The organism is Streptomyces sp. MAR4 CNX-425 (assembly GCF_048656465.1).
Lineage (GTDB): Bacteria > Actinomycetota > Actinomycetes > Streptomycetales > Streptomycetaceae > Streptomyces.
This window is the reverse complement of record NZ_JBMDLF010000011.1, coordinates 164,370-183,271: the sequence shown is the minus strand read 5'-3', so window position 1 is coordinate 183,271 and position 18,902 is coordinate 164,370. Positions and strand designations below refer to the sequence as shown.

21 protein-coding genes are annotated in these 18,902 nt (G+C 73.8%); 9 read left to right on the top strand and 12 right to left on the bottom strand.

The features are described from left to right. Positions 1-54: 54 nt before the first annotated feature. Positions 55-480: a hypothetical protein gene (locus ACHZ99_RS27565; protein WP_420307467.1), complete on the bottom strand. Its 426-nt coding sequence runs from the start codon at positions 478-480 to the stop codon at positions 55-57. Between the two features lie 4 nt (positions 481-484). Beyond that, on the bottom strand, positions 485-1,357 hold the full coding sequence (gene mca, locus ACHZ99_RS27560) for a mycothiol conjugate amidase Mca (protein ID WP_420307466.1): 873 nt from the start codon (positions 1,355-1,357) through the stop codon (positions 485-487). A 113-nt stretch (positions 1,358-1,470) separates the two neighbouring features. On the opposite strand from mca, the gene ACHZ99_RS27555 reads away from it, so the two are divergent. Further along, the gene (locus ACHZ99_RS27555; protein WP_420307465.1) at positions 1,471-1,881 is read left to right on the top strand and encodes a DUF4307 domain-containing protein; all 411 of its coding nucleotides are present in this window, start codon (positions 1,471-1,473) and stop codon (positions 1,879-1,881) included. 146 nt (positions 1,882-2,027) lie between these two features. Continuing rightward, positions 2,028-2,525: a transcription elongation factor GreA gene (greA, locus tag ACHZ99_RS27550; RefSeq protein ID WP_420307464.1), complete on the top strand. Its 498-nt coding sequence runs from the start codon at positions 2,028-2,030 to the stop codon at positions 2,523-2,525. A gap of 117 nt (positions 2,526-2,642) precedes the next feature. Here greA and ACHZ99_RS27545 read toward each other — a convergent pair whose 3' ends face one another. From ACHZ99_RS27545 to ilvA, 3 genes are all read right to left on the bottom strand, one after another. Further along, positions 2,643-3,500, bottom strand: coding sequence for an ABC transporter permease (locus tag ACHZ99_RS27545; RefSeq protein ID WP_420307463.1), 858 nt, complete (start codon positions 3,498-3,500; stop codon positions 2,643-2,645). Continuing rightward, entirely contained in the window at positions 3,497-4,519 is a 1,023-nt protein-coding gene (locus ACHZ99_RS27540) for an ATP-binding cassette domain-containing protein (RefSeq protein ID WP_420307462.1), read from the bottom strand. Before ACHZ99_RS27540 ends, ACHZ99_RS27545 begins: the two co-directional genes overlap by 4 nt. A 211-nt stretch (positions 4,520-4,730) precedes the next feature. Further along, complete coding sequence (ilvA, locus tag ACHZ99_RS27535) at positions 4,731-5,954, bottom strand: threonine ammonia-lyase (protein ID WP_420307461.1); 1,224 nt, start codon at positions 5,952-5,954, stop codon at positions 4,731-4,733. A gap of 212 nt (positions 5,955-6,166) precedes the next feature. Here ilvA and ACHZ99_RS27530 point away from each other — a divergent pair, with 212 nt between their 5' ends. The 3 genes from ACHZ99_RS27530 to ACHZ99_RS27520 all read left to right on the top strand — a co-directional run bounded on the left by ACHZ99_RS27530 (position 6,167) and on the right by ACHZ99_RS27520 (position 7,517). Continuing rightward, positions 6,167-6,706, top strand: coding sequence for a MarR family winged helix-turn-helix transcriptional regulator (locus ACHZ99_RS27530; RefSeq protein ID WP_420307460.1), 540 nt, complete (start codon positions 6,167-6,169; stop codon positions 6,704-6,706). A gap of 80 nt (positions 6,707-6,786) precedes the next feature. Beyond that, the gene (locus ACHZ99_RS27525; RefSeq protein WP_420307459.1) at positions 6,787-7,266 is read left to right on the top strand and encodes a sigma factor-like helix-turn-helix DNA-binding protein; all 480 of its coding nucleotides are present in this window, start codon (positions 6,787-6,789) and stop codon (positions 7,264-7,266) included. After that, entirely contained in the window at positions 7,263-7,517 is a 255-nt protein-coding gene (locus ACHZ99_RS27520; protein ID WP_420307458.1) for a hypothetical protein, read from the top strand. Before ACHZ99_RS27525 ends, ACHZ99_RS27520 begins: the two co-directional genes overlap by 4 nt. 33 nt (positions 7,518-7,550) lie before the next feature. On the opposite strand, the gene ACHZ99_RS27515 is transcribed toward ACHZ99_RS27520, so the two are convergent. Further along, on the bottom strand, positions 7,551-8,696 hold the full coding sequence (locus ACHZ99_RS27515; RefSeq protein ID WP_420307457.1) for a cystathionine gamma-synthase: 1,146 nt from the start codon (positions 8,694-8,696) through the stop codon (positions 7,551-7,553). 132 nt (positions 8,697-8,828) lie between these two features. On the opposite strand from ACHZ99_RS27515, the gene ACHZ99_RS27510 reads away from it, so the two are divergent. After that, complete coding sequence (locus ACHZ99_RS27510) at positions 8,829-9,920, top strand: hypothetical protein (RefSeq protein WP_420307456.1); 1,092 nt, start codon at positions 8,829-8,831, stop codon at positions 9,918-9,920. 88 nt (positions 9,921-10,008) lie between these two features. Continuing rightward, entirely contained in the window at positions 10,009-10,680 is a 672-nt protein-coding gene (msrA, locus tag ACHZ99_RS27505; protein WP_420307455.1) for a peptide-methionine (S)-S-oxide reductase MsrA, read from the top strand. 23 nt (positions 10,681-10,703) lie between these two features. On the opposite strand, the gene ACHZ99_RS27500 is transcribed toward msrA, so the two are convergent. The 3 genes from ACHZ99_RS27500 to ACHZ99_RS27490 all read right to left on the bottom strand — a co-directional run bounded on the left by ACHZ99_RS27500 (position 10,704) and on the right by ACHZ99_RS27490 (position 13,749). Then, on the bottom strand, positions 10,704-11,567 hold the full coding sequence (locus ACHZ99_RS27500) for an alpha/beta fold hydrolase (protein WP_420307454.1): 864 nt from the start codon (positions 11,565-11,567) through the stop codon (positions 10,704-10,706). 58 nt (positions 11,568-11,625) lie between these two features. Then, complete coding sequence (gap, locus tag ACHZ99_RS27495) at positions 11,626-12,624, bottom strand: type I glyceraldehyde-3-phosphate dehydrogenase (protein WP_420307453.1); 999 nt, start codon at positions 12,622-12,624, stop codon at positions 11,626-11,628. Positions 12,625-12,792: 168 nt separating this feature from the next. Further along, positions 12,793-13,749: a GlxA family transcriptional regulator gene (locus ACHZ99_RS27490; protein ID WP_420307452.1), complete on the bottom strand. Its 957-nt coding sequence runs from the start codon at positions 13,747-13,749 to the stop codon at positions 12,793-12,795. 114 nt (positions 13,750-13,863) lie between these two features. Between ACHZ99_RS27490 and ACHZ99_RS27485 the strand changes: the two genes are divergently transcribed. Then, positions 13,864-14,619 carry a methyltransferase domain-containing protein gene (locus ACHZ99_RS27485; protein WP_420307451.1) on the top strand — a complete coding sequence of 252 codons (756 nt, stop codon included), beginning with the start codon at positions 13,864-13,866 and terminating at the stop codon, positions 14,617-14,619. A 30-nt stretch (positions 14,620-14,649) separates the two neighbouring features. On the opposite strand, the gene ACHZ99_RS27480 is transcribed toward ACHZ99_RS27485, so the two are convergent. Then, positions 14,650-15,549, bottom strand: coding sequence for a TIGR03560 family F420-dependent LLM class oxidoreductase (locus ACHZ99_RS27480; RefSeq protein ID WP_420307450.1), 900 nt, complete (start codon positions 15,547-15,549; stop codon positions 14,650-14,652). Between the two features lie 204 nt (positions 15,550-15,753). Between ACHZ99_RS27480 and ACHZ99_RS27475 the strand changes: the two genes are divergently transcribed. Further along, positions 15,754-16,437 (top strand): hypothetical protein, encoded by a 684-nt coding sequence (locus ACHZ99_RS27475; RefSeq protein ID WP_420307449.1) that lies wholly within the window; start codon positions 15,754-15,756, stop codon positions 16,435-16,437. A 142-nt stretch (positions 16,438-16,579) separates the two neighbouring features. On the opposite strand, the gene ACHZ99_RS27470 is transcribed toward ACHZ99_RS27475, so the two are convergent. Next, entirely contained in the window at positions 16,580-17,263 is a 684-nt protein-coding gene (locus tag ACHZ99_RS27470; RefSeq protein WP_420307448.1) for an ABC transporter ATP-binding protein, read from the bottom strand. 48 nt (positions 17,264-17,311) lie between these two features. Continuing rightward, a complete protein-coding gene (locus ACHZ99_RS27465) occupies positions 17,312-18,766 on the bottom strand; it encodes an ABC transporter permease (RefSeq protein ID WP_420307447.1) in 1,455 nt (484 codons plus the stop codon). Between the last annotated feature and the right edge of the window lie 136 nt (positions 18,767-18,902).

Here is an 18,902-nt window from a genome sequence, read left to right as displayed (position 1 = left end):
GGCCGCGCGGCGGCCGTGGCCGTCCCGCGGGGCGCCCCGCCCGGCGGCCGCCTGCTAGCGGCGGCGGCCGACGGGCTCCTTGGCGTCCTCCTGGCTGTCCGCGGGCGCCGGGGCCCGCGGCGGGGTGTCCCGCGGGGCACCGTCGCGCGGGGCAGCGTCCCGGGGGCCGCCACCGCGCGGAGCGGACCCGCGCGGGGCAGCGTCCCGGGGCGCGTCGTCGCGCGGGGCGCCCCCGTCTCCCGGGCCGCCGTCCGCCGGGCCCTCGCCGTCCGGGCGCCCGCCGCCCGGACCGGCCTCGCCGCGGTCGGTCTTCTCCTTGAAGTCGACCTGGCCCAGGTGCCGGTTCATGCTCTTCAGCAGGAACCACACCGCGACGCCGAGCAGCGCGAAGACGATGAAGCCGAGCACGCCCGGCGTGACCTTGTTCTTGTCGAGCTCGTCGGCGAGCGGGACGAGGTCGGCAGCCAATGTGGTGTTCACACGGTCAATTGTCGCGGATACCGGCGAAGAGGTCGTCCTCGGGGAGGGAAGTGTCCACGAGCGACTTCGCCAGCTCGTACTCCTCGGTGGGCCAGACCTCCTGCTGGACCTCCATGGGGATCCTGAAGAACGGCCCGTCCGGGTCGATCTGCGTGGCGTGCGCGATCAGCGCCTTGTCCCGGATCGCGAAGAAGTCGGCGCACGGCACGAACGTCGTGATCTCACGCTCCTTCCGCTGGAACTCCTTCCACCGCTCCAGCCACTCCCCGTACGGCGACTCCAGGCCGCGGGCGAGCATCGCCTCGTGCAGCGCGACCGTGCGGGGGCGGTTGAAGCCCTGGTTGTAGTAGACCTTCAGCGGCTGCCAGGGCTCGCCCGCGTCCGGGTAGCGCGCGGGGTCGCCGGCGGCCTCGAAGGCGACCATCGTGATCTTGTGGGTCATGATGTGGTCGGGGTGCGGATAGCCGCCGTTCTCGTCGTAGGTCGTGATGACCTGCGGCTTGAACTCGCGGATCAGCCGGACGAGCGGCTCCGCCGCCTCGTCGATCTCCTTCAGCGCGAAGCAGCCGTCGGGCAGCGGCGGCAGCGGGTCGCCCTCCGGCAGCCCGGAGTCGACGAACCCCAGCCACGCCTGCTTCACGCCGAGGATCTCCCGCGCCTCGGCCATCTCCTTGCGCCGTACCTCGTGCATGTTCTTCTCGATGAAGGCGTCGCCCTGGAGCTTGGGGTTCAGGATCGAACCCCGCTCGCCCCCCGTGCAGGTGGCGACCAGGACCTCGACGCCCTCCGATACGTACTTGGCCATGGTGGCCGCACCCTTGCTCGACTCGTCGTCGGGGTGTGCGTGGACGGCCATCAGCCGCAGGTCATCGCTCACAGATTCAATCCTCGGTAACAGGTCGTCTAGGCCGGCTTCTATAGTGACTGAGCGGACTGACAATTCATTCCGCCGTCAGCCGCAGCCAGCCGCTCCTGCCGGGAGGGATCATCATGTCCGGTGCGCCCCAGACGGTGCCCGAGGGCCGCTACGGCCGCTCGGCCGACGCCCGCGCGGACCGGCGGCTGAAGATCCTCGGCGGCGTGCTCGGCGCGGCCGTCCTCGGCTTCGTGGCCTGGGGCGCGATCGACGCGACGGCCGGTTCGCAGGCGTCCGGTGAGCTGATCCGGTTCAAGGTCGTGTCCGACCACGAGGTGCAGGTGCACATCGAGGTCCGCAAGAAGACGGACGTCGACGCGGTCTGCACGGTGCGTTCGCTGGCAGCGGACAAGTCCGAGGCCGGCATCCGCGACGTACGCGTCGACGAGCCCGAGAACCGCGTCGACACCGTGGTGTCGATCCGGACCACCACGCGCGGCGCGAACGCCGAGCTGGTCGGCTGCCAGGCGGCCGACGGGCGATAACACTCGCCGTCCCGCTGCCGGAATTGTTACGATCGTGGTTTCGCCCCACCCACGAAGGCGCAATTCTTCTGGGTAGGGCGATTGCTGCATCCCAGACGCATGAGAAGTTCCCCCAGCACCAGAACCACCACCGACGAGGAGCACCTGTGACCCAGACCAGCGACAACGTCACCTGGCTGACCCAGGAGGCGTATGACCAGCTCAAGGCCGAGCTGGAGCACCTGTCGGGTCCCGCACGCACCGAGATCGCCAAGAAGATCGAGGCGGCTCGTGAGGAGGGTGACCTGCGGGAAAACGGCGGGTATCACGCGGCCAAGGAGGAGCAGGGCAAGCAGGAACTTCGCGTTCGCCAGCTCCAGCAGCTGCTGGAGAACGCGAAGGTCGGCGAGGCGCCGCCGGACGACGGCGTCGTCGAGCCCGGGATGGTCGTCACGATCGCCTTCGACGGCGACGAGAGCGACACCCTGACCTTCCTGATGGCCTCGCGCGAGTACGCGAGCGGCGATGTCGAGACGTACTCGCCGCAGTCCCCGCTGGGCATGGGAGTCAACGGCAAGAAGGTCGGCGAGGAAGCGAGCTACGAGCTTCCCAACGGCAAGTCGGCGATGGTGACCATCCTCGACGCCAAGCCCTACGCCGCCTGACCGCGCGTCGGACGCAGCAGCCCCCCACGAGGCCCCCGGCCGGGACCATGATTCCAGCGGTCCCACCGGGGGCTTCGACGTGCGCGGCCGCGGGTGCCGCGGGGCGGAGCGCCCGCGCTACCCCGCGGAGTTGCGGTACTTCCGCACCGCCAGCGTGCGGAAGATCAGGATGATGACGACCGAGTAGATCAGCGAGGCCAGCACCGGGTGCTCCATGGGCCAGGCGTCGGACTGCACGACGCCGGGGTTGCCGAACAGCTCGCGGCACGCCTGCACGGTCGCGCTGAAGGGGTTCCAGTCGGCGATGTGCCGCAGCCAGGCCGTCATGTTGCCCGAGTCCACGAAGGCGTTCGAGACGAACGTCACCGGGAACAGCCAGACCAGCCCGCCGGAGGTGGCGGCCTCGGGCGAACGCACCGACAGCCCGATGAGCGCGCCGACCCAGGTGAAGGCGTACCCGAGCAGGAGCAGCAGGCCGAACGCGGCCAGCGCCTTCGGCACGCCCTCGTGGATCCGCCAGCCGACCAGCGCGGCGACGATGGCCAGCACCACCAGCGTCAGCGCGGTCTGCACCAGGTCGGCGAGGGTGCGGCCGGTGAGGACCGCGCCGCGGGCCATCGGCAGCGACCGGAAGCGGTCGATGAGGCCCTTGTGCATGTCCTCGGCGATACCGGCGCCGGCGCCGGCGGTGGCGAAGGTCACGGTCTGGGCGAAGATGCCGGCCATCAGGAACTCGCGGTAGATCTCGGAGTCCGTGCTGCCGCCGACGTTCATGGAGCCGCCGAACACGTACGAGAACAGCACCACGAACATGATCGGCTGGATCAGCCCGAAGATGACCACTTCCGGGATCCGGGACATGCGGAGCAGGTTGCGCTTGGCGACGACCAGCGAGTCGCGGACGGACTGGCCGACGCCCCCCAGGGCGGGCGGCGCCGCGGGCGCGGGGCGCGCCGGGGCGGTCGAGGCGGTCACTGTGCGGTCTCCTTCGCTGCGTCGTCGTCGGCGGCCTTTCCGTCGCCCTTCCCGCTGGCGTTCCCGTTGCCGTCCGCGGCTTCGGCGGCGTGGCCGGTGAGCGAGATGAACACGTCGTCCAGCGTGGGACGGCGCAGCCCGATGTCGTCGATGGCGATGCCGCGCTCGTCCAGGTCCCGGATGACGTCCGCGAGCAGCCGGGCGCCGCCGCTGACGGGCACGGTGAGCTTGCGGGTGTGGTCCGCGACCGTGACCTCGCCCTGGCCGAGGGCGCCGAGCACCTCGCTGGCGGCGAAGATCTCGTCGCGCTGGTGCACGACGACCTCGACGCGCTCGCCGCCGGTCTGCGCCTTGAGCTCGTCGGAGGTGCCGCGGGCGATGACGCGGCCGTGGTCGATGACGCAGATGTCGTGCGCCAGGTGGTCGGCCTCTTCCAGGTACTGCGTGGTGAGCAGCAGCGTCGTACCGCCCTTGACCAGCTCCTGGATGACGTCCCAGAGCGCCTGCCGGTTGCGCGGGTCGAGGCCGGTGGTCGGCTCGTCCATGAACATCACGGGCGGCTCGACGACGAGCGCGGCGGCCAGGTCGAGCCGCCGGCGCATGCCGCCGGAGTACGTCTTGGCGGTGCGGTCCGCGGCGTCGGCGAGGTTGAACCGCTCCAGCAGCACGGCGGCGCGCGCCTTCGCGTCGCGCGCGCTCAACTGGTAGAGCTGGCCGACCATCTGGAGGTTCTCCCGGCCGGTCAGGTACTCGTCGACCGCGGCGAACTGGCCGGACAGACCTATGGACCTGCGCACCTCGTTGGGGTGCTTGAGGACGTCGAGTCCCGCGACCTCGGCGCGGCCGGCGTCGGGCCGCAGCAGCGTGGTCAGCACGCGCACGGCGGTGGTCTTGCCGGCTCCGTTGGGGCCGAGCAGTCCGAGAACGGAGCCTTCGGGGACGTCGAGGTCGACGCCGTCCAGTGCCCGCACATCGCCGAAGTGCTTGACCAGCCCTTCGGCGTGGATGGCGCCTGGCATAGAGATCTCCCCAGGTTGGAAGTAGGTCGGTTGGTCGATGGAGGTCTGACGGCACTTCTCAACAAATGTCAGACATGGGCGCACGGTCAGGCAACAGCAGGAGAATAGGACACGCGATATATCGCGTCAAGTCGCGAGCGGGTGGTGCCGCGGTCGCGTGCGGGTGGACGGACGGCGGGCCCGGATGGCGGTCCCGGCTGGCGGGCCCGGGTCAGGCGGTCACCGTGTACCCGGCCTTCCGGAGCGCCTCAAGCACCCGGTCACAGTGCTCCCTCCCCTTCGTCTCCAGTTGCAGCTCGACTTCGGCCTCCGTGAGCCCGAGGCGCGGATCGGTCCGCACGTGGCTCACGTCGAGCACGTTAGCGTCCGCCTCTGACAACACCCCCAGCAGCGTCGCGAGCACCCCCGGCCGGTCGGTCACGCGCAGCCGCAGCGAGAGGTACCGCCCCGCCGCCGCCATGCCGTGCCGCAGGATGCGCTGGATGAGCAGCGGGTCGACGTTCCCGCCGGAGAGCACCGCCACCACCGGGCCGCCCCCGAAGGCGTCCGGGTCGGACAACAGCGCGGCGACCGGCGCCGCCCCGGCCGGCTCGACGACCAGCTTCGCCCGCTCCAGGCACAGCAGGACCGCGGCGGACAACGCGTCCTCGGAGACCGTACGCACCTCGTCCACGTGCTCGCCAATGATTTTGAACGGGACGTCGCCCGGCTTGCCGACCTGGATGCCGTCCGCCATCGTCCCGAACGACTCCAGCGCCACCGGCCGCCCCGCGGCGAGCGACGGCGGGTACGCGGCCGCGTCCTCGGCCTGCACCCCGACGATCCGCACGTCGGGCCGTACCGCCTTGATTGCCGCCGCGATCCCGGCCGCGAGCCCGCCGCCGCCGATCCCCACCACGACCGTCGACACCTCCGGGCACTGCTCCAGCACCTCCAGGCCGACCGTGCCCTGCCCCGCCACCACGTCGGGGTGGTCGAAGGGGTGGATGAGGACGGCGCCGGTCGCCGCGGCGTACGCCTCCGCCGCCTCCAGCGTCTCGTCGACGACCTGCCCGTGCAGCCGGACGTCCGCGCCGTAGTCGAGCGTCGCGGCCACCTTGGGCAGCGGGGCGCCGACCGGCATGAAGACCGTCGAGCGCACGTTCAGCAGGGACGCCGCCAGGGCGACGCCCTGCGCGTGGTTGCCGGCGCTGGCGGCGACCACGCCGCGGGCGCGCCGCTCCTCGTCCAGCCCGGCGATGCGCACGTACGCGCCGCGCAGCTTGAACGAACCGGTCCGTTGCAGGTTCTCGCACTTCAGGTGGACCGGGGCGGAGACCAGCCGGGAGAGGAACCTGCTGCCCTCCAGCGCGGTGACCCGGGAGATGCCGGCGAGCATCTGCTGTGCGTCGCGTACGTCGTCCAGACTGACGGCCCCGGCCGCGGGTGCACTCATGGCCACAGTCTCGCACGCTGAGACGGCGGCGGGTTTTCCACAGGCCGTACGGCACCTGGTCGGGGGCGCGTAATCTGTGGTCCAGTTCGAATGCGAATGTCCATCCCCGTCCGACGCACCGATCCGACGCACGATCCGAAGCACCGGTCCGGCACCTGATCCGGCACCCCGATCCGCAGCCAGTGAACGTCCTCACGAAGTGAGCACCGTCCATGCCCTCGCCCCCCTCCCCCACCGACACCCCCGTCGCACCCGGCACCCCCGTCGCGCCCGACCTGCTGAACGACCTCCAGCACCAGCTGGCCGTCTTCGCCCGCCGCGCCGAGCAGACCCGCCTGGCCGGCGTCGGGCAGGTGCGCAACTCGATGGACCGCGCCGCCTACCTGCTGCTCAACCGTCTTGAGCAGCACGGCCCCACGGGCGTGAAGGCCCTCGCCGCCGGCATGGGCATCGACTCCTCGACCGTGACCCGGCAGGTCGCCCCGCTCGTCGACGGCGGGCTGGTCAAGCGCGCCACGCACCCGGACGACGGCCGCGCCGTCGTGCTGGAGCTGACACCGCTCGGCCTGGCCCGCCTGCACGAGGTGCAGGAGTCGCGGCGCGAGCTGGTCGCCTTGCTGACCTCCGACTGGACGGACGCGGAGCGCGCCACGTTCTGCACCCTGCTCACCCGTTTCAACACCACCGTCTCCCAGGCCGGCACCGGACAGCAGGAGGTGCGGCAGGAGGGCGGGCCGGACGAGGAGGACTGAGAACGCCGGCGGCTCCCGAGTCTTGACCCCGGCGCTCCGCTGCCGTCCTATGGACCCAGGGCGGCGAAGGGAGCAGCGCGGTGCGTCAGCGGCGCTCGGCACAACGGCGCCGCCGTGCCCTGGAGTTCGAGGTCTTCTGCGCGGGCGCGGCAGGCCGGCTGCTGCATGCCGCCCAACTGCTCACCGCCGAGCCGCCCGACGACGCCCCGCGGGCCGAACGGCTGCTGACCCGGGCCCTGGCCCGTACCTACGCCCGCTGGGACCGGCTGCGCGGCGAGGACCCGTACGAGGCGGCCCGGCAGCAGCTCGTCTCCCGCTACGCGCAGACCGCCTGGCGCTACCGCCGCACCACCGGCGGCCTGCTCGACCGGCTCTCGCCGCAGGAGCGGCTGGTGCTCGTGCTGCGGATCTCCGAGGGCGTCGCCGAGGAGCAGACCGCCGCCGCGCTCGGGCTGCCGCCCGAGCGGGTCCACCAGATTCTGCTGCGCGCCACCGCGGCCATGCTCAGCAGACGCGTGCCGGCCCCGGCCCGTACCCGGACGGAGGTGGCGACGTCGTGATCTCCCTCAACGCCCGCAAGGAGCAGGCCGTACGCGAACTCCTCGACGGCCCGCACCCCGCCGTGCCGCCGCAGCTCGCGCAGCGGGCCGCCGAGCGCGGCCGGCGGCTGCTGCGCCGCAGGCTGCTGCTGCGGCTCGGGGTGTGGCTGCTGCTCGTCGCGACGCTGACGGGGCTGGCGGTGTGGGCGGCGGTGAGCGGCGCGTGGGTGGACGACCCGGCCCGGACGACGCCGGACTTCGGCGGCTGGTGAGGCCGGGGCGGCGGGACGGCCGTGACCGTCCCGTCAGCCGCCGAGGGCCTGCGCGAGATCCGTCAGCAGGTCGTCCGCCGACTCGATCCCGACCGACAGCCGCACCAGGTCGTCCGGCACCTCCAGCGCCGACCCCGCCGCCGAGGCGTGCGTCATCCGCCCCGGGTGCTCGATCAGCGACTCGACGCCGCCCAGTGACTCCCCGAGGATGAACAGCCGCGCCCGGTTGCAGACCTCGACCGCCGCCTCCTCGCCGCCCTCGACCCGGAACGACACCATGCCGCCGAAGTCCCGCATCTGCTTCGCCGCCGTCTCGTGCCCGGGGTGGGTCTCAAGGCCCGGGTAGTACACGTGCGTCACCCGCGGGTGCCGCACGAGCATGCGCGCGACGCGCGCCGCGTTGGCGCTGTGCCGGTCCATCCGTACGGCCAGCGTCTTGATGCCGCGCAGCACCAGCCAGGCGTCGAACGGCCCGGCCACCGCGCCCATCGCGTTCTGGTGGAACGCCAGCCGCTCGCCGAGCTCGCGGTCGGCCACGACGAGCGCGCCGCCGACGACGTCCGAGTGCCCGCCCATGTACTTCGTCGTGGAGTGCACGACGACGTCGGCGCCGAGCGCCAGCGGCTGCTGGAGGTAGGGGCTGGCGAACGTGTTGTCGACGACGAGCAGCGCGCCCGCCTCGTGCGCGACGGCGGCGGAGGCGGCGATGTCGGTGATGCCCAGCAGCGGGTTGCTGGGGGTCTCCACCCACACCGCCTTCGTACGGTCGGTCAGCGCGGCCCGTACCGCCGCCGGGTCGGCGGTGTGCGCGACCGAGAACTGCACCCCCCAGCGCGCCGCGACCTGCGCGAACAGCCGGAAGGAACCGCCGTACGCGTCGTCCGGGATGACCACGTGGTCGCCGGGGCCGAGCACGGTGCGCAGCAGGCAGTCCTCGGCCGCCAGGCCGGAGGCGAACGCGAGGCCCCGGGCCCCGCCCTCCAGCGCGGCGAGGTTCTCTTCCAGGGCGGTGCGGGTGGGGTTCGCGGAACGGCTGTACTCGTAGCCGCCGCGGAGGCCCCCCACCCCGTCCTGCTTGTACGTGGACACCTGGTGGATCGGCGGTACGACCGCGCCCGTCGCCGGGTCGGGCTCCTGGCCCGCGTGGATGGCGACGGTCTCGAAGCTGGGCTCGCTCATGCGGCCCGAGGATAAGCCCTGGGAGGGACCGTTGCCCGCGCCGGTCTGGTTTGCTGGAGGGGATAACACGTATGTGCAACCGCTGTGCAACCGCCCGGACCGCCACCTCTGAAGAGAAGCCAGGACGCATCAATGGAACTGTTGTTCGCACTCGCAGCCATCGCCATGATCGCGTGGGTCGCCGTGCACCTGCTGCGGGGCTCCCGGGGCGGCCGGGAGGTGCTGCAGTCGAACGCCAGGGCCGTCGACCCGGCCGGCGGCTACGGCTTCGTACCCGTGGACGAGCTCGACGTCCGGCTCCCCGGCCCCGACCCGCAGCTCGCCGAGGTGCTGGAGGAGCTGCCCCGGGACGGGGACTGGCAGCCCGCCTCCCGGCTGCTCGCCCTCACCGACGACGAGTGGGAGCTGCGCTGGCAGCGGGTGCAGACCCTGGCGGGCGCGGCGGCCTTCGAGCTGGCGCAGACGCCGGGCGAGGGCGGCTCGTGGCTGCGTACGTGGCGGGCGGAGCGGCCGAAGGACGTGGGCGGCGCCGAGGTGCACGCGGAGTTCCTGGTACGGCAGGCGTGGATGGCCGGGTCGGCGGCGGAGGAGTTCCCGGTGATCCTGGAGGAGGCGAAGAAGATCTGCGCGGAGGCGGCGATGCTCGCGCCGGGCAGCCCGATCCCGTACATCATCGAGCTGGCCATCGCCCGCGGCGCCCACTACCGGGAGGCGGACTTCGAGGAGCTGTGGCACACCGTCGAGCAGCGCGCCGGCGACCACATGGGCGCGCATCTCGCGGCGCTCCAGTACGCGTGCGAGAAGTGGCACGGCTCGCGGGAGGCGGCGTACGACTTCGCGCAGCGCGCGGCCGGCTCGGCGGGGCCGGGGACGCTGCTGCCGGCGCTGCCGCTGTTCGCGGTCTGGGAGCACCTGCCGGAGGCGAACCTGGTGCGCGGGCTGTACGAGGGCGAGGTGGTCAGGGAGGCCATCGAGGGCGCACAGTACGCGGTCCACCACGCGGCGGCGGACCACCCGATGCTGCCGCACGTACGGCACCTGCTGGCGTGCTTCCTGGTGCGGGCGGAGCGCTACGAGGAGGCGCTGGAGCAGATGCGGCACGTGGACGGCTACGTGGGCGCGCTCCCGTGGTCGCTGAGCGAGCGGCCGGCGGCGGAGTACGCGGCGTACCGGGCGCTGGCCGTGGCGGGGTACGAGGGCGGCAGGGGTGCGGCGTTGAAGTGACGCCGGGAATGTCTGAGCGGCGCGGTACGTTTCGGGTATGGGGCGTGTGGGTGCTTTGTCCCGGAGATCCGCGAAGGAGGTCGGAGGGATGTTCCTGAACCGCCACAAGAACCAGCTCGTCACGAAGGACGAGGCCCTGCCCGGCCGCCCCGCGCCCGCCTTCCCCGTCCCGGAGCGGCACACGGTGCTGGACCACCCGCTTCAGGGCCCGTATCCGGAGGGCCTGGAGGTCGCCGACTTCGCGCTGGGCTGCTTCTGGGGCGCGGAGCGCCGCTTCTGGCGGACGCCGGGGGTGTGGACGACCCTCGTGGGCTACCAGGGCGGGCACACGACGCACCCGACGTACGAGGAGGTCTGCACGGGCCAGACCGCCCACGCGGAGGTGGTCCGGGTGGTGTACGACCCCGCGGCGGTGTCGTACGAGAAGCTGCTGAAGGTCTTCTGGGAGTCCCACGACCCCACGCAGGGCTTCCGCCAGGGCAACGACATAGGCACCCAGTACCGCTCGGCGATCTACACCCACGTCCCGTCCCAGACCACGGCGGCGACCACCTCGCGCGCCGCGTACCAGCAGACGCTGACCTCGGCGGGCTACGGCGACGTCACCACGGAGATCGTCCCGGCGGCCAACCGCCCCTTCTACCCGGCGGAGGGCTACCACCAGCAGTACCTGTCGGACGCGAAGAACCCGAACGGCTACTGCGGCGCGGGCGGCACCGGGGTGGTGTGTTCGGTGGGCGGCGGGCCGGCGGGGGGCTGAATCGCGGGGGCGTGCGTGTCAGGTCACGCATCCTCAAGGGTGAGCATCGCGGCGGCGACCTCCTCGGCGGCCGCGGCCGGGATCGCGGTCGCGGCCTCGTCGAGTACCAGCAGCCGGGCGCCGGGGATGTCGCGCGCGAGGGCCTCGGCGTTGCCCACCGGGAAGAACCGGTTGCGGCGGCCGTGGACGACGAGCGCCGGGAGCGCGAGTTCCGGCAGGCGTTCGCGCCAGCGCGGGGCGCAGTCGAGCTTGGAGAACACCATCCCCAGCTGATTGGCGAGCTGGACGGCGGGCTCCGTGGACGGCGTGCGGTCGAAGACGCGCTCGGCGGTCGCGCGGGCCGCGGCGGGGTCGTCGCCGAGGATCTCGGCGCCGGCGGCGGCGAACTCCGCCACGGCGGCGCGGTCGGACCAGTCGGGCATCGGGACGGCGAAGCGGCGCTTCATGGCCGGGCCGTCGTGGTCGGGCAGGTCGTCGTCGACGGGGCCGGGGGCGACGGGGCGGGTGGCGGCGAGAGTGAGGGCGGAGAAGGCGTCCGGGTGGTCGAGGGCGGCGACCTGGGCGACCATCCCGCCGACGCCGAAGCCCGCCAGGTGCGCCGGGCGGTCGTCCAGCCCGCGGGCGAGCGCGGCGGCGTCGGCGGCGAGGTCGCGCAGCGTGTACGCCGGTGACTCCGGGTCCACGGTCGTCGACGCGCCGGAGTCGCGCAGGTCGTAGCGCACGACGTGACGCCCGCCCCGGGCGAGCGCCTCGCAGAGCGCGTCGGGCCAGGAGAGCATCGTGGGGCCGCCCGCCAGCAGCACGGGGGGCGCCTCGGCGTCGCCGAAGTGCTCGACGCCGAGGGTGACGCCCCCGGGCGTACGGAACGACTGGACCTTCGACCGCATGGTCAACCTCCCGGACGGCTGTGCAACCGCCCCACACGCTACGCGGCCCCGGTGGCCGTCAGCCGGCGGCGAGGAGTTCGAGGGTGTCGATCACGCGGTGCGAGAAGCCCCACTCGTTGTCGTACCAGGCGACTACCTTGATGTGGCGGCCGTCGACCCGGGTGAGGGCCGAGTCGAAGACGGCGGAGGCCGGGTTGCCGGTGATGTCGGAGGAGACGAGGGGGTCTTCGGTGTATTCGAGGATACCGGCGAGGCGGCCTTCGGCCGCCGTGCGGTAGGCGGCGAGGACGTCCTCGCGGGTCACGTCGCGGGCGACCGTGGTGTTGAGTTCAACGAGCGAGCCGACCGGGACCGGGACGCGGATCGAGTCGCCGGACAGCTTGCCGTCCAGGCGGGGGAGGACGAGGCCGATGGCCTTGGCCGCGCCCGTCGTCGTGGGGGCGATGTTGACGGCGGCGGCGCGGGCGCGGCGGGCGTCGCGGTGGGGGCCGTCCTGGAGGTTCTGCTCCTGGGTGTAGGCGTGCACCGTGGTCATGAAGCCGTGCTCGATGCCCGCGAGTTCGTCCAGGACGGCGGCCAGCGGGGCGAGCGCGTTGGTGGTGCAGGAGGCGTTCGAGACGACGGTGTGGGCCTGCGGGTCGTACGCCTCGGTGTTGACGCCGGGCGCGAGGGTGACGTCCGCGCCGGCGGAGGGGGCGCTGACGAGGACCTTGCGGGCGCCCGCGTCGAGGTGGCCGCGGGCGGCGGTCGCCGCGGTGAAGCGGCCGGTGGCTTCGAGTGCGACGTCCACGCCGAGTTCGGTCCACGGCAGCTTCGCCGGCTCGCGTTCGGCGAGGACCCGGATGCGGCGGCCGTCGACGACGAGGGTGTCGCCGTCGACGGTGACCGGGCGGCCGAGGCGGCCGGCGGTGGTGTCGTAGGAGAGGAGGCGCGCGAGGGTGGCGGGGTCGGCGAGGTCGTTGACGGCGACGACGTCGAGGGTGCTGTCGCGCTCCAGCAGCGCGCGCAGCACGTTGCGGCCGATGCGGCCGAAGCCGTTGAGGGCGATGCGGGTCATGGGGCGTCCTGCCTTCCGGTTCCGACGGCGTTTCCGGTGTTCCGGTGTTCCGGTGTTCCGGTGTTCCGGTGTTCCGGTGTTCCGGTGTTTCACCAGCAGGTTCGCCCCTCGTGTGGGCCGGCGACAGCAGCGTGGGTGCCACACTCCGCAAGGATCTCGCCAGGCGCGCTACTCGCCGCTCGCGAACGTGCGCCGGTACTCGCTCGGCGTGGTGCCCAGGATCCGCTGGAAGTGCAGCCGCAGGTTCGCGCCGGTGCCGAGGCCGACGTGGTCCGCGATCTGCTCGACGCTCTGCTCCGAGCGCTCCAGCAGCTCGCGCGCCACGTCGACGCGGGCCCGCATGACCCACTGCATCGGCGTGTAGCCGGTGTCGTCCGCGAAGCGCCGCGAGAAGGTGCGCGCCGACACCCCCGCGTGCCGCGCCAGCGCCGCCAGCGTCAGCGGCTCGCCCAGCCGGCGCAGCGCCCACTCCCGGGTCGCGGCGAACCGCTCGCCGAGCGGCTCCGGCACGCTGCGCGGTACGTACTGCGCCTGGCCGCCGCTGCGGTACGGGGCCGCCACCAGCCGCCGCGCGGCGTGGTTGGACGCGGCCACGCCGAGGTCGCCGCGCAGGATGTGCAGGCACAGGTCGATGCCGGAGGCGGCGCCGGCGGAGGTCAGCACGCTGCCCTCGTCGACGAAGAGCACGTTCTCGTCGACCCGGACCGCCGGGTGCTTGGCGGCGAGCGCGCGCGTGTAGTGCCAGTGGGTCGTGGCGCGGCGGCCGTCGAGGAGGCCGGTGGCGGCGAGGGCGAAGGCGCCGGTCGAGATGGCGGCGAGCCGGGCGCCGCGGCGGTGGGCGGCGATCAGCGCGGCGGTGACGGCGGGCGGGGGGTCGTCGCGGTCGGGGAAGCGGTAGCCGGGGACGAAGACGATGTCGGCCCAGGTGAGCGCGGACAGGCCGTGGGCGACGTGGTAGGAGAGCCCGTCGCCGCCGGCCACCAGCCCCGGCGCGGCGCCGCAGACGCGGACCTCGTACGGCATGCTGCGGCGGGTGCTGAAGACCTGCGCGGGGATGCCGGCGTCGAGCGGTTTGGCGCCTTCGAGGACGAGGACGGCGGCGCGGCGGAGACGGGAGTCTGACACGAGGACACCGTACGCAGCGCGGGGTGGCGGGGGGCGGCTCCCGGCCCCGGGCGCACCGGAAGCCGGTCCTCCGCCCCGCGGTCACACCCGCCGGCCGCCGGGTAGGTACCGGGCATGCGCCCCGTGGACTACGACGACCGCCTCCACCGCGGCTACGCCGCGGGCCGCGCCCTCTCCGACGCCCAACGCGCCGCCTGGGCCCGCGCCTTCGCCGCCCGCCTCCCCGCCGCCCGCCCGCTGCGCGGGCTGGACCTCGGCTCCGGCACCGGGCGGTTCACGCCGCTGCTGGCCGCCGAGTTCGGCGGCCCGGTCACCGGCGTCGAGCCGTCACGCCGCATGCGCGCGCAGGCGGTCGCGCACGCCGCGCACCCGCGGGTCGCGTACGTCCCCGGGCGGGCCGAGGCGCTGCCGCTGCCGGACGCCTCGGCCGACTTCGGCCTGAGCTTCCTCGTCTGGCACCACGTGCGGGACAGGCCCGCCGCGGCCCGCGAGCTGCACCGGGTGCTGCGCCCCGGCGGCACGCTGCTGCTGCGCACCGAACTCACCGACCGGCTGCCCGACCTGTGGTACATCGACGCCTTCCCGCGCGGCCGGGAGATCCTCGCCGCGCTCTACGAGCCGCTGTCGGCGGTGCGCGGTACGTTCGAGGCGGCGGGGTGGGAGTGGGGGTCGGTGGCGGAGGTCGCGCTGCCGCCGGCCGGTACGCGGGCGGAGGCGCTGGCCCGGCTGCGTACGAGGGCGTTCTCCGTCTTCGAGCACATGCCGGAGGCCGACATCGAGGCCGGCTTCGCCGAGTTGGAGCGCCGGGTCGCCGCGGCCCCGGGGGCGCCGGCGGCGCCCGGGACGGTGCTCACCTTCCGCCGCCCGTGAGCGCCGCGCGCCGGGCCCCGTGGGCGCGCCTCACCAGACGCCCACCTCGCTGTTCGGCTTGATCTGCGCCACCACCGGCACCGCCTCGCCCACGGCCTCGACCGCCTCCGGCGTCCACGGCCCGTCCGCGACGAACACGACGTGCTCGATCCCGTACTCCGCGAAGGACTCGCACCGCTCCGCGACCGACTCCGCCGGCTCCGCCACGTCCATCCGCGCGGTGACCGTCTTCTCCACCTCCCACGACGGCCGTCCGACGGCCGAGCAGTGGTCCGCGAGCACGTCCAGCTCGCGGCGGAGCGTGAGGCCGCCGTCGGGTACGTCGAAGAAGTTGCAGGCGTCCGCGTACTGCGCCGCCAGCCGCAGCATCGGCCCGTCGCCCACGCCGCCGACGAGCACCGCCGGCCGCGGCCGCTGCACCGGCTGCGGGCTGCACACGGGGTAGTCCAGCGTGAAGTGCCGCCCGTCGAACGCGCCGGTGTCCCCCGCCCACATCTGCTGCGCCAGCCGCAGCGTCTCCTCCAGCCGCTCGATCCGCTCGACGGCGGGCGGCAGGGACAGGCCCATGGCGTACGCCTCGTCCTCCCGGTAGCCGGCGCCGAAGCCGAGCCAGGCGCGGCCGCCGGAGAGCACGTCGAGGGTCGTGACGGCCTTGACGAGCAGGGCGGGCGGGCGGTAAGTGACGCCGGTGATCATGGTGCCGATGCGGACGTGCTCGGTGCGCGCCGCCAGATAGCCGAGGGTGGTGTACGCCTCCAGCACCGGCTCGTCGGGGGTGCGCGTGGGGTCGGCCTGCAACAGGTGGTCACCGACCCAGACCGTGTCCACCCCCGCCGCGTCCGCCGCGCCGACGACGGCGGCGAGCGCGGGCGCGAGGGCGGTGGGGCCGCCGGGCCAGGCGAAGTCGGTGACGTTGATGCTGATGCGCATGGTGGGCGGCCTCCTCGTCGCTTCACCCCCAGCCTGCCCGTGAAGGCGCCTGCCGGTCGTCCGTCCACGGGAGTCAACTTTCTTACTCCCGGGGGAGTAAGGGCCCCTTAGGGGCCCCTCCCGGGGGCGTCAGGGGCCACGTCACCGGCGGCGGCGCGGCGGTCCCCGGGGCGGCGACCGGCGGCGACTGCGTACCGTGGTTTCATGAGCACCGCCAAGTTGACGCCCGCCCGGCGCCGGGCGGTGGCGGCGGCCGACGCCGCGACCGGCCTGGTACGCGCGAGCGAGCGCGTGCTGGAGGGGCTGGTGGACGGCGGTTTCGCGGTACGGCATCCGCGCCCGCCGCACCGGCACTATCTCACCCCCGCCGGGCGCGAGTTGCGCGTGCGCCTGCTCGCCGCCGAAGCCGAGGCGGCGGCCGGGGCGGAGTCCGGAGCGGTGGCCGGGGCGGAGGGCGGCCGCCAGGATCCCGCCCCGCCCGGGGTGTTCGCGGCCCGCACCGGCGGCGGACCCGCGCCGCCCGACGCCGCCGCGCGCGCCCGCGAGGTGCGCAGCGCGTGGGAGGGTCTCGCGGAGCTGCGCCGGGTCACCAACGCCGACGGCGCCACCGACGTGCCGTGCGCCTGGGAGCGTACGCACCTCGCGTCCGCCGCCGCCCTCGCGCTGGAGGCCGCCGGGGCGCCCCCGGCCACCCCGGAGACCGCCGGTTACGTGGTCGCCGCGGCCGAGCACCAGCCGGAGGCGGTACGGGTCGACTGGCGGCCCGGTCCGGCGCTGAGGGAGCTGGTACGGGGCGCGGGCGCGCTGGAGTCTGCCGGGTGGCAGGTCTCCGAACACCCGGAGCGCGACGGCGGGATGTACCTGCTGGCCTCTCCGCGCCGCCGCTGAGGAGACGCCCGTTCCGTGCGACACGGGGCGTACGGCCCGGGGCGCACAGGGGCGCGTATGGGGCCCTCGCACCCGTACGCGCCCCTCCCCCGGCCCCCGGCGCCCCCGGTCCCCGATCCCCCGTCCCCGGTCCCCGCCGCTCCTACGCCGCCTCCCGCTCGGTGACCTGCAACCGGCCCTTCCTGATCACCGCCAGCCGCGGCGCCCGCCGGGCGATCCCGCTGTCGTGCGTGACCAGCACGTACGTCAGCCCCAGCTCCTTCCACAGCCCTTCCAGCAGCCCCACGATGTCGTCGCGGGTGTCCTCGTCGAGGTTGCCGGTCGGCTCGTCGGCCAGCAGCACCTTGGGCCGCTTCACCAGCGCCCGCGCGATGGCCACGCGCTGCTGCTGGCCGCCGGACAGCTCGCCGGGCAGGTGCGCGCGCCGCTCGGCGAGGCCCACCGAGTCCAGCGCCTCCGCCGCGCGTTCGGCGCGCCGGGCCGCCGGGACGCCGAGCGGCACGAGGGCGGTCTCGACGTTCTCCTGGGCGCTGAGGGTGGGGATGAGGTTGAAGCTCTGGAAGACGAAGCCGATGGTCGCGGCACGTACCCGGGTCAGCGCGGCCTCGCTCAGCCCGCCGAGGTCGGTGCCGTCGAGGCTGAGGGTGCCGGAGGTCGGGCGGTCGAGGCCGCCGAGCAGTTGCAGCAGCGTCGACTTGCCGCCGCCGGTGGGGCCGCGGACGACGAGCTGGTCGCCGTCGGCGATGGTGAGGTCGACGTCGGCGAGGGCGTCGACGGACTCCCTGCCGCGCCGGTAGCGCTTGGTGACGCCGGTGAGCACGTACATGGTCAACTCCTGGACGGATCGGTGGTGGGTGGGAGACGGCGGGCGGGGCTACTCGACACGCCGCAGCGCGTCCGCCGGGCGCAGCCGCGCCGCCCGCCAGCCGCCGAAGCAGCCGGCGATCAGCCCGCCCGCGACGGCGAGCGCGACGGCCAGCGCGATCACCGGCGGCGTCACCGGCGCCTGGAGCGCCACCTCCACGCTGGAACCGGCCGCGTCCAGCATCTTCTGCGGCCCGCGCAGCACGGCGCCCTCGGGCGCGTCCGAGGCGGGGCCCACCGAGGCGTCGAGCGTCGGCGCGACCGTCGTGACGGCGTACGCGCCGGCAACCCCGAGCGCGATGCCGAGCGCGCCGCCGAGGATCCCGTTGACGAACGCCTCGCCCATCACCTGCCGTACGACGCGCCCGCTGCGCCAGCCGAGCGCCTTCAGCGTGCCGAACTCGCGCACCCGCCGGCCGACGGCGGACATCGTCAGCAGCCCGGCGAGCAGGAAGGCGGCGATCAGCACGACGACGGAGAGCCACCTGCCGATGTCGGTGGCGAGGTCGGAGGCGGTGGACAGGTTGCCGGAGACCTGCTCGGCGAGGTCGGAGGCGGAGGTGACGCTGGCGCCGGCCACGTTCTCGTCGATGGCGTCCTTGACCGCGGGGATGTCCTCGGAGCTGTCGGCCTTGACGTAGACGGTGGAGACCTTGCCCTCCAGGTCGGCGTCGGAGAGCTGCTGGGCGCGCTTCAGCGGGATGTAGACGTTCGCGGTGGCGGCGCCGGTGTCGGCGGTGGCGATGCCGGCGATCTCGAACTTCTTGCCCTTGATGGTGACGTGGTCGCCGGTCTTCAGGCCCTCGTCCTTGGCGTACGCGCTGTCGACGACGGCCTTGAGGGCGTCTGTGTCGTTCTTGCCGAACGTCACGCCGTCGCTGATCCGCGAGGACGACAGCGGGCCGACGTCCTGCCGGGTGACGTCGATGCCGGTGACGGTGAAGGAGTCGACGTCGATGTCGGCGCCGCCGCCCGAGATCCGCGGCCCGGCGCCCCCGCCCTCGCCGCCGCCCTGTTCGGGGGCCGCCTGGCCGGGGGTGCCGCCCTGGATCTTCCCGGGCCGGAAGTCGCCCTTGAACTCGATGTCGTTGAGCGCGAGCGCCCCCACCGCGGTGTCGACGCCGTCCTGGGCCGCGACGTCGCCGACGACCGAGTCGTCGAGGTGCTGGAAGCCGCCGAGCGGCATCAGCCGGTCGTCGGTCTCCGTGGCGCCCTCGCCGTCCGGGCCCGGCCCGATGCGGAAGCTCTGCGGGCCGCCGTCGCCCTCGTCGGCCTCCTTGGTGACGGTGAGGTCGGTGCCCACGCCGTAGAGGGAGTGCAGGACCTCGTCCTGGGCGTCGCGCAGGCCGGCGGCCACGGACGAGACAGTGATGACGAGGCCGATCCCGAGCGCGAGGCCCAGGGCGACGACCAGGGCGGCCTTCCGGCGCCGGCGCAACTCGCGCCGCAGGTAGGTGAGGAACATGCGGCGAAGCTAGGGCGGCAGGTTGGGGAAAGGCTGAGGCGCCGGTGAGAGCGCCATGAGAAAGGGAGGGCGGCACGGGAAGGGGCCGGGACCGCCGTACGGATTCGTACGGTCCGGGTCCCGGCCCCGCGGCGCC

What these genes read in the sequence shown, in the direction of transcription:
- ACHZ99_RS27555 (WP_420307465.1), top strand. Translation starts at nt 1,471, where the DNA reads ATGTCCGGTGCGCCCCAGACGGTGCCCGAGGGCCGCTACGGCCGCTCG.
- ACHZ99_RS27540 (WP_420307462.1), bottom strand. Translation starts at nt 4,519, where the DNA reads ATGCCAGGCGCCATCCACGCCGAAGGGCTGGTCAAGCACTTCGGCGAT.
- ilvA (WP_420307461.1), bottom strand. Translation starts at nt 5,954, where the DNA reads ATGAGTGCACCCGCGGCCGGGGCCGTCAGTCTGGACGACGTACGCGAC.
- ACHZ99_RS27530 (WP_420307460.1), top strand. Translation starts at nt 6,167, where the DNA reads ATGCCCTCGCCCCCCTCCCCCACCGACACCCCCGTCGCACCCGGCACC.
- ACHZ99_RS27515 (WP_420307457.1), bottom strand. Translation starts at nt 8,696, where the DNA reads ATGAGCGAGCCCAGCTTCGAGACCGTCGCCATCCACGCGGGCCAGGAG.
- ACHZ99_RS27510 (WP_420307456.1), top strand. Translation starts at nt 8,829, where the DNA reads ATGGAACTGTTGTTCGCACTCGCAGCCATCGCCATGATCGCGTGGGTC.
- msrA (WP_420307455.1), top strand. Translation starts at nt 10,009, where the DNA reads ATGTTCCTGAACCGCCACAAGAACCAGCTCGTCACGAAGGACGAGGCC.
- ACHZ99_RS27500 (WP_420307454.1), bottom strand. Translation starts at nt 11,567, where the DNA reads ATGCGGTCGAAGGTCCAGTCGTTCCGTACGCCCGGGGGCGTCACCCTC.
- gap (WP_420307453.1), bottom strand. Translation starts at nt 12,624, where the DNA reads ATGACCCGCATCGCCCTCAACGGCTTCGGCCGCATCGGCCGCAACGTG.
- ACHZ99_RS27485 (WP_420307451.1), top strand. Translation starts at nt 13,864, where the DNA reads ATGCGCCCCGTGGACTACGACGACCGCCTCCACCGCGGCTACGCCGCG.
- ACHZ99_RS27480 (WP_420307450.1), bottom strand. Translation starts at nt 15,549, where the DNA reads ATGCGCATCAGCATCAACGTCACCGACTTCGCCTGGCCCGGCGGCCCC.
- ACHZ99_RS27475 (WP_420307449.1), top strand. Translation starts at nt 15,754, where the DNA reads ATGAGCACCGCCAAGTTGACGCCCGCCCGGCGCCGGGCGGTGGCGGCG.
- ACHZ99_RS27470 (WP_420307448.1), bottom strand. Translation starts at nt 17,263, where the DNA reads ATGTACGTGCTCACCGGCGTCACCAAGCGCTACCGGCGCGGCAGGGAG.
- ACHZ99_RS27465 (WP_420307447.1), bottom strand. Translation starts at nt 18,766, where the DNA reads ATGTTCCTCACCTACCTGCGGCGCGAGTTGCGCCGGCGCCGGAAGGCC.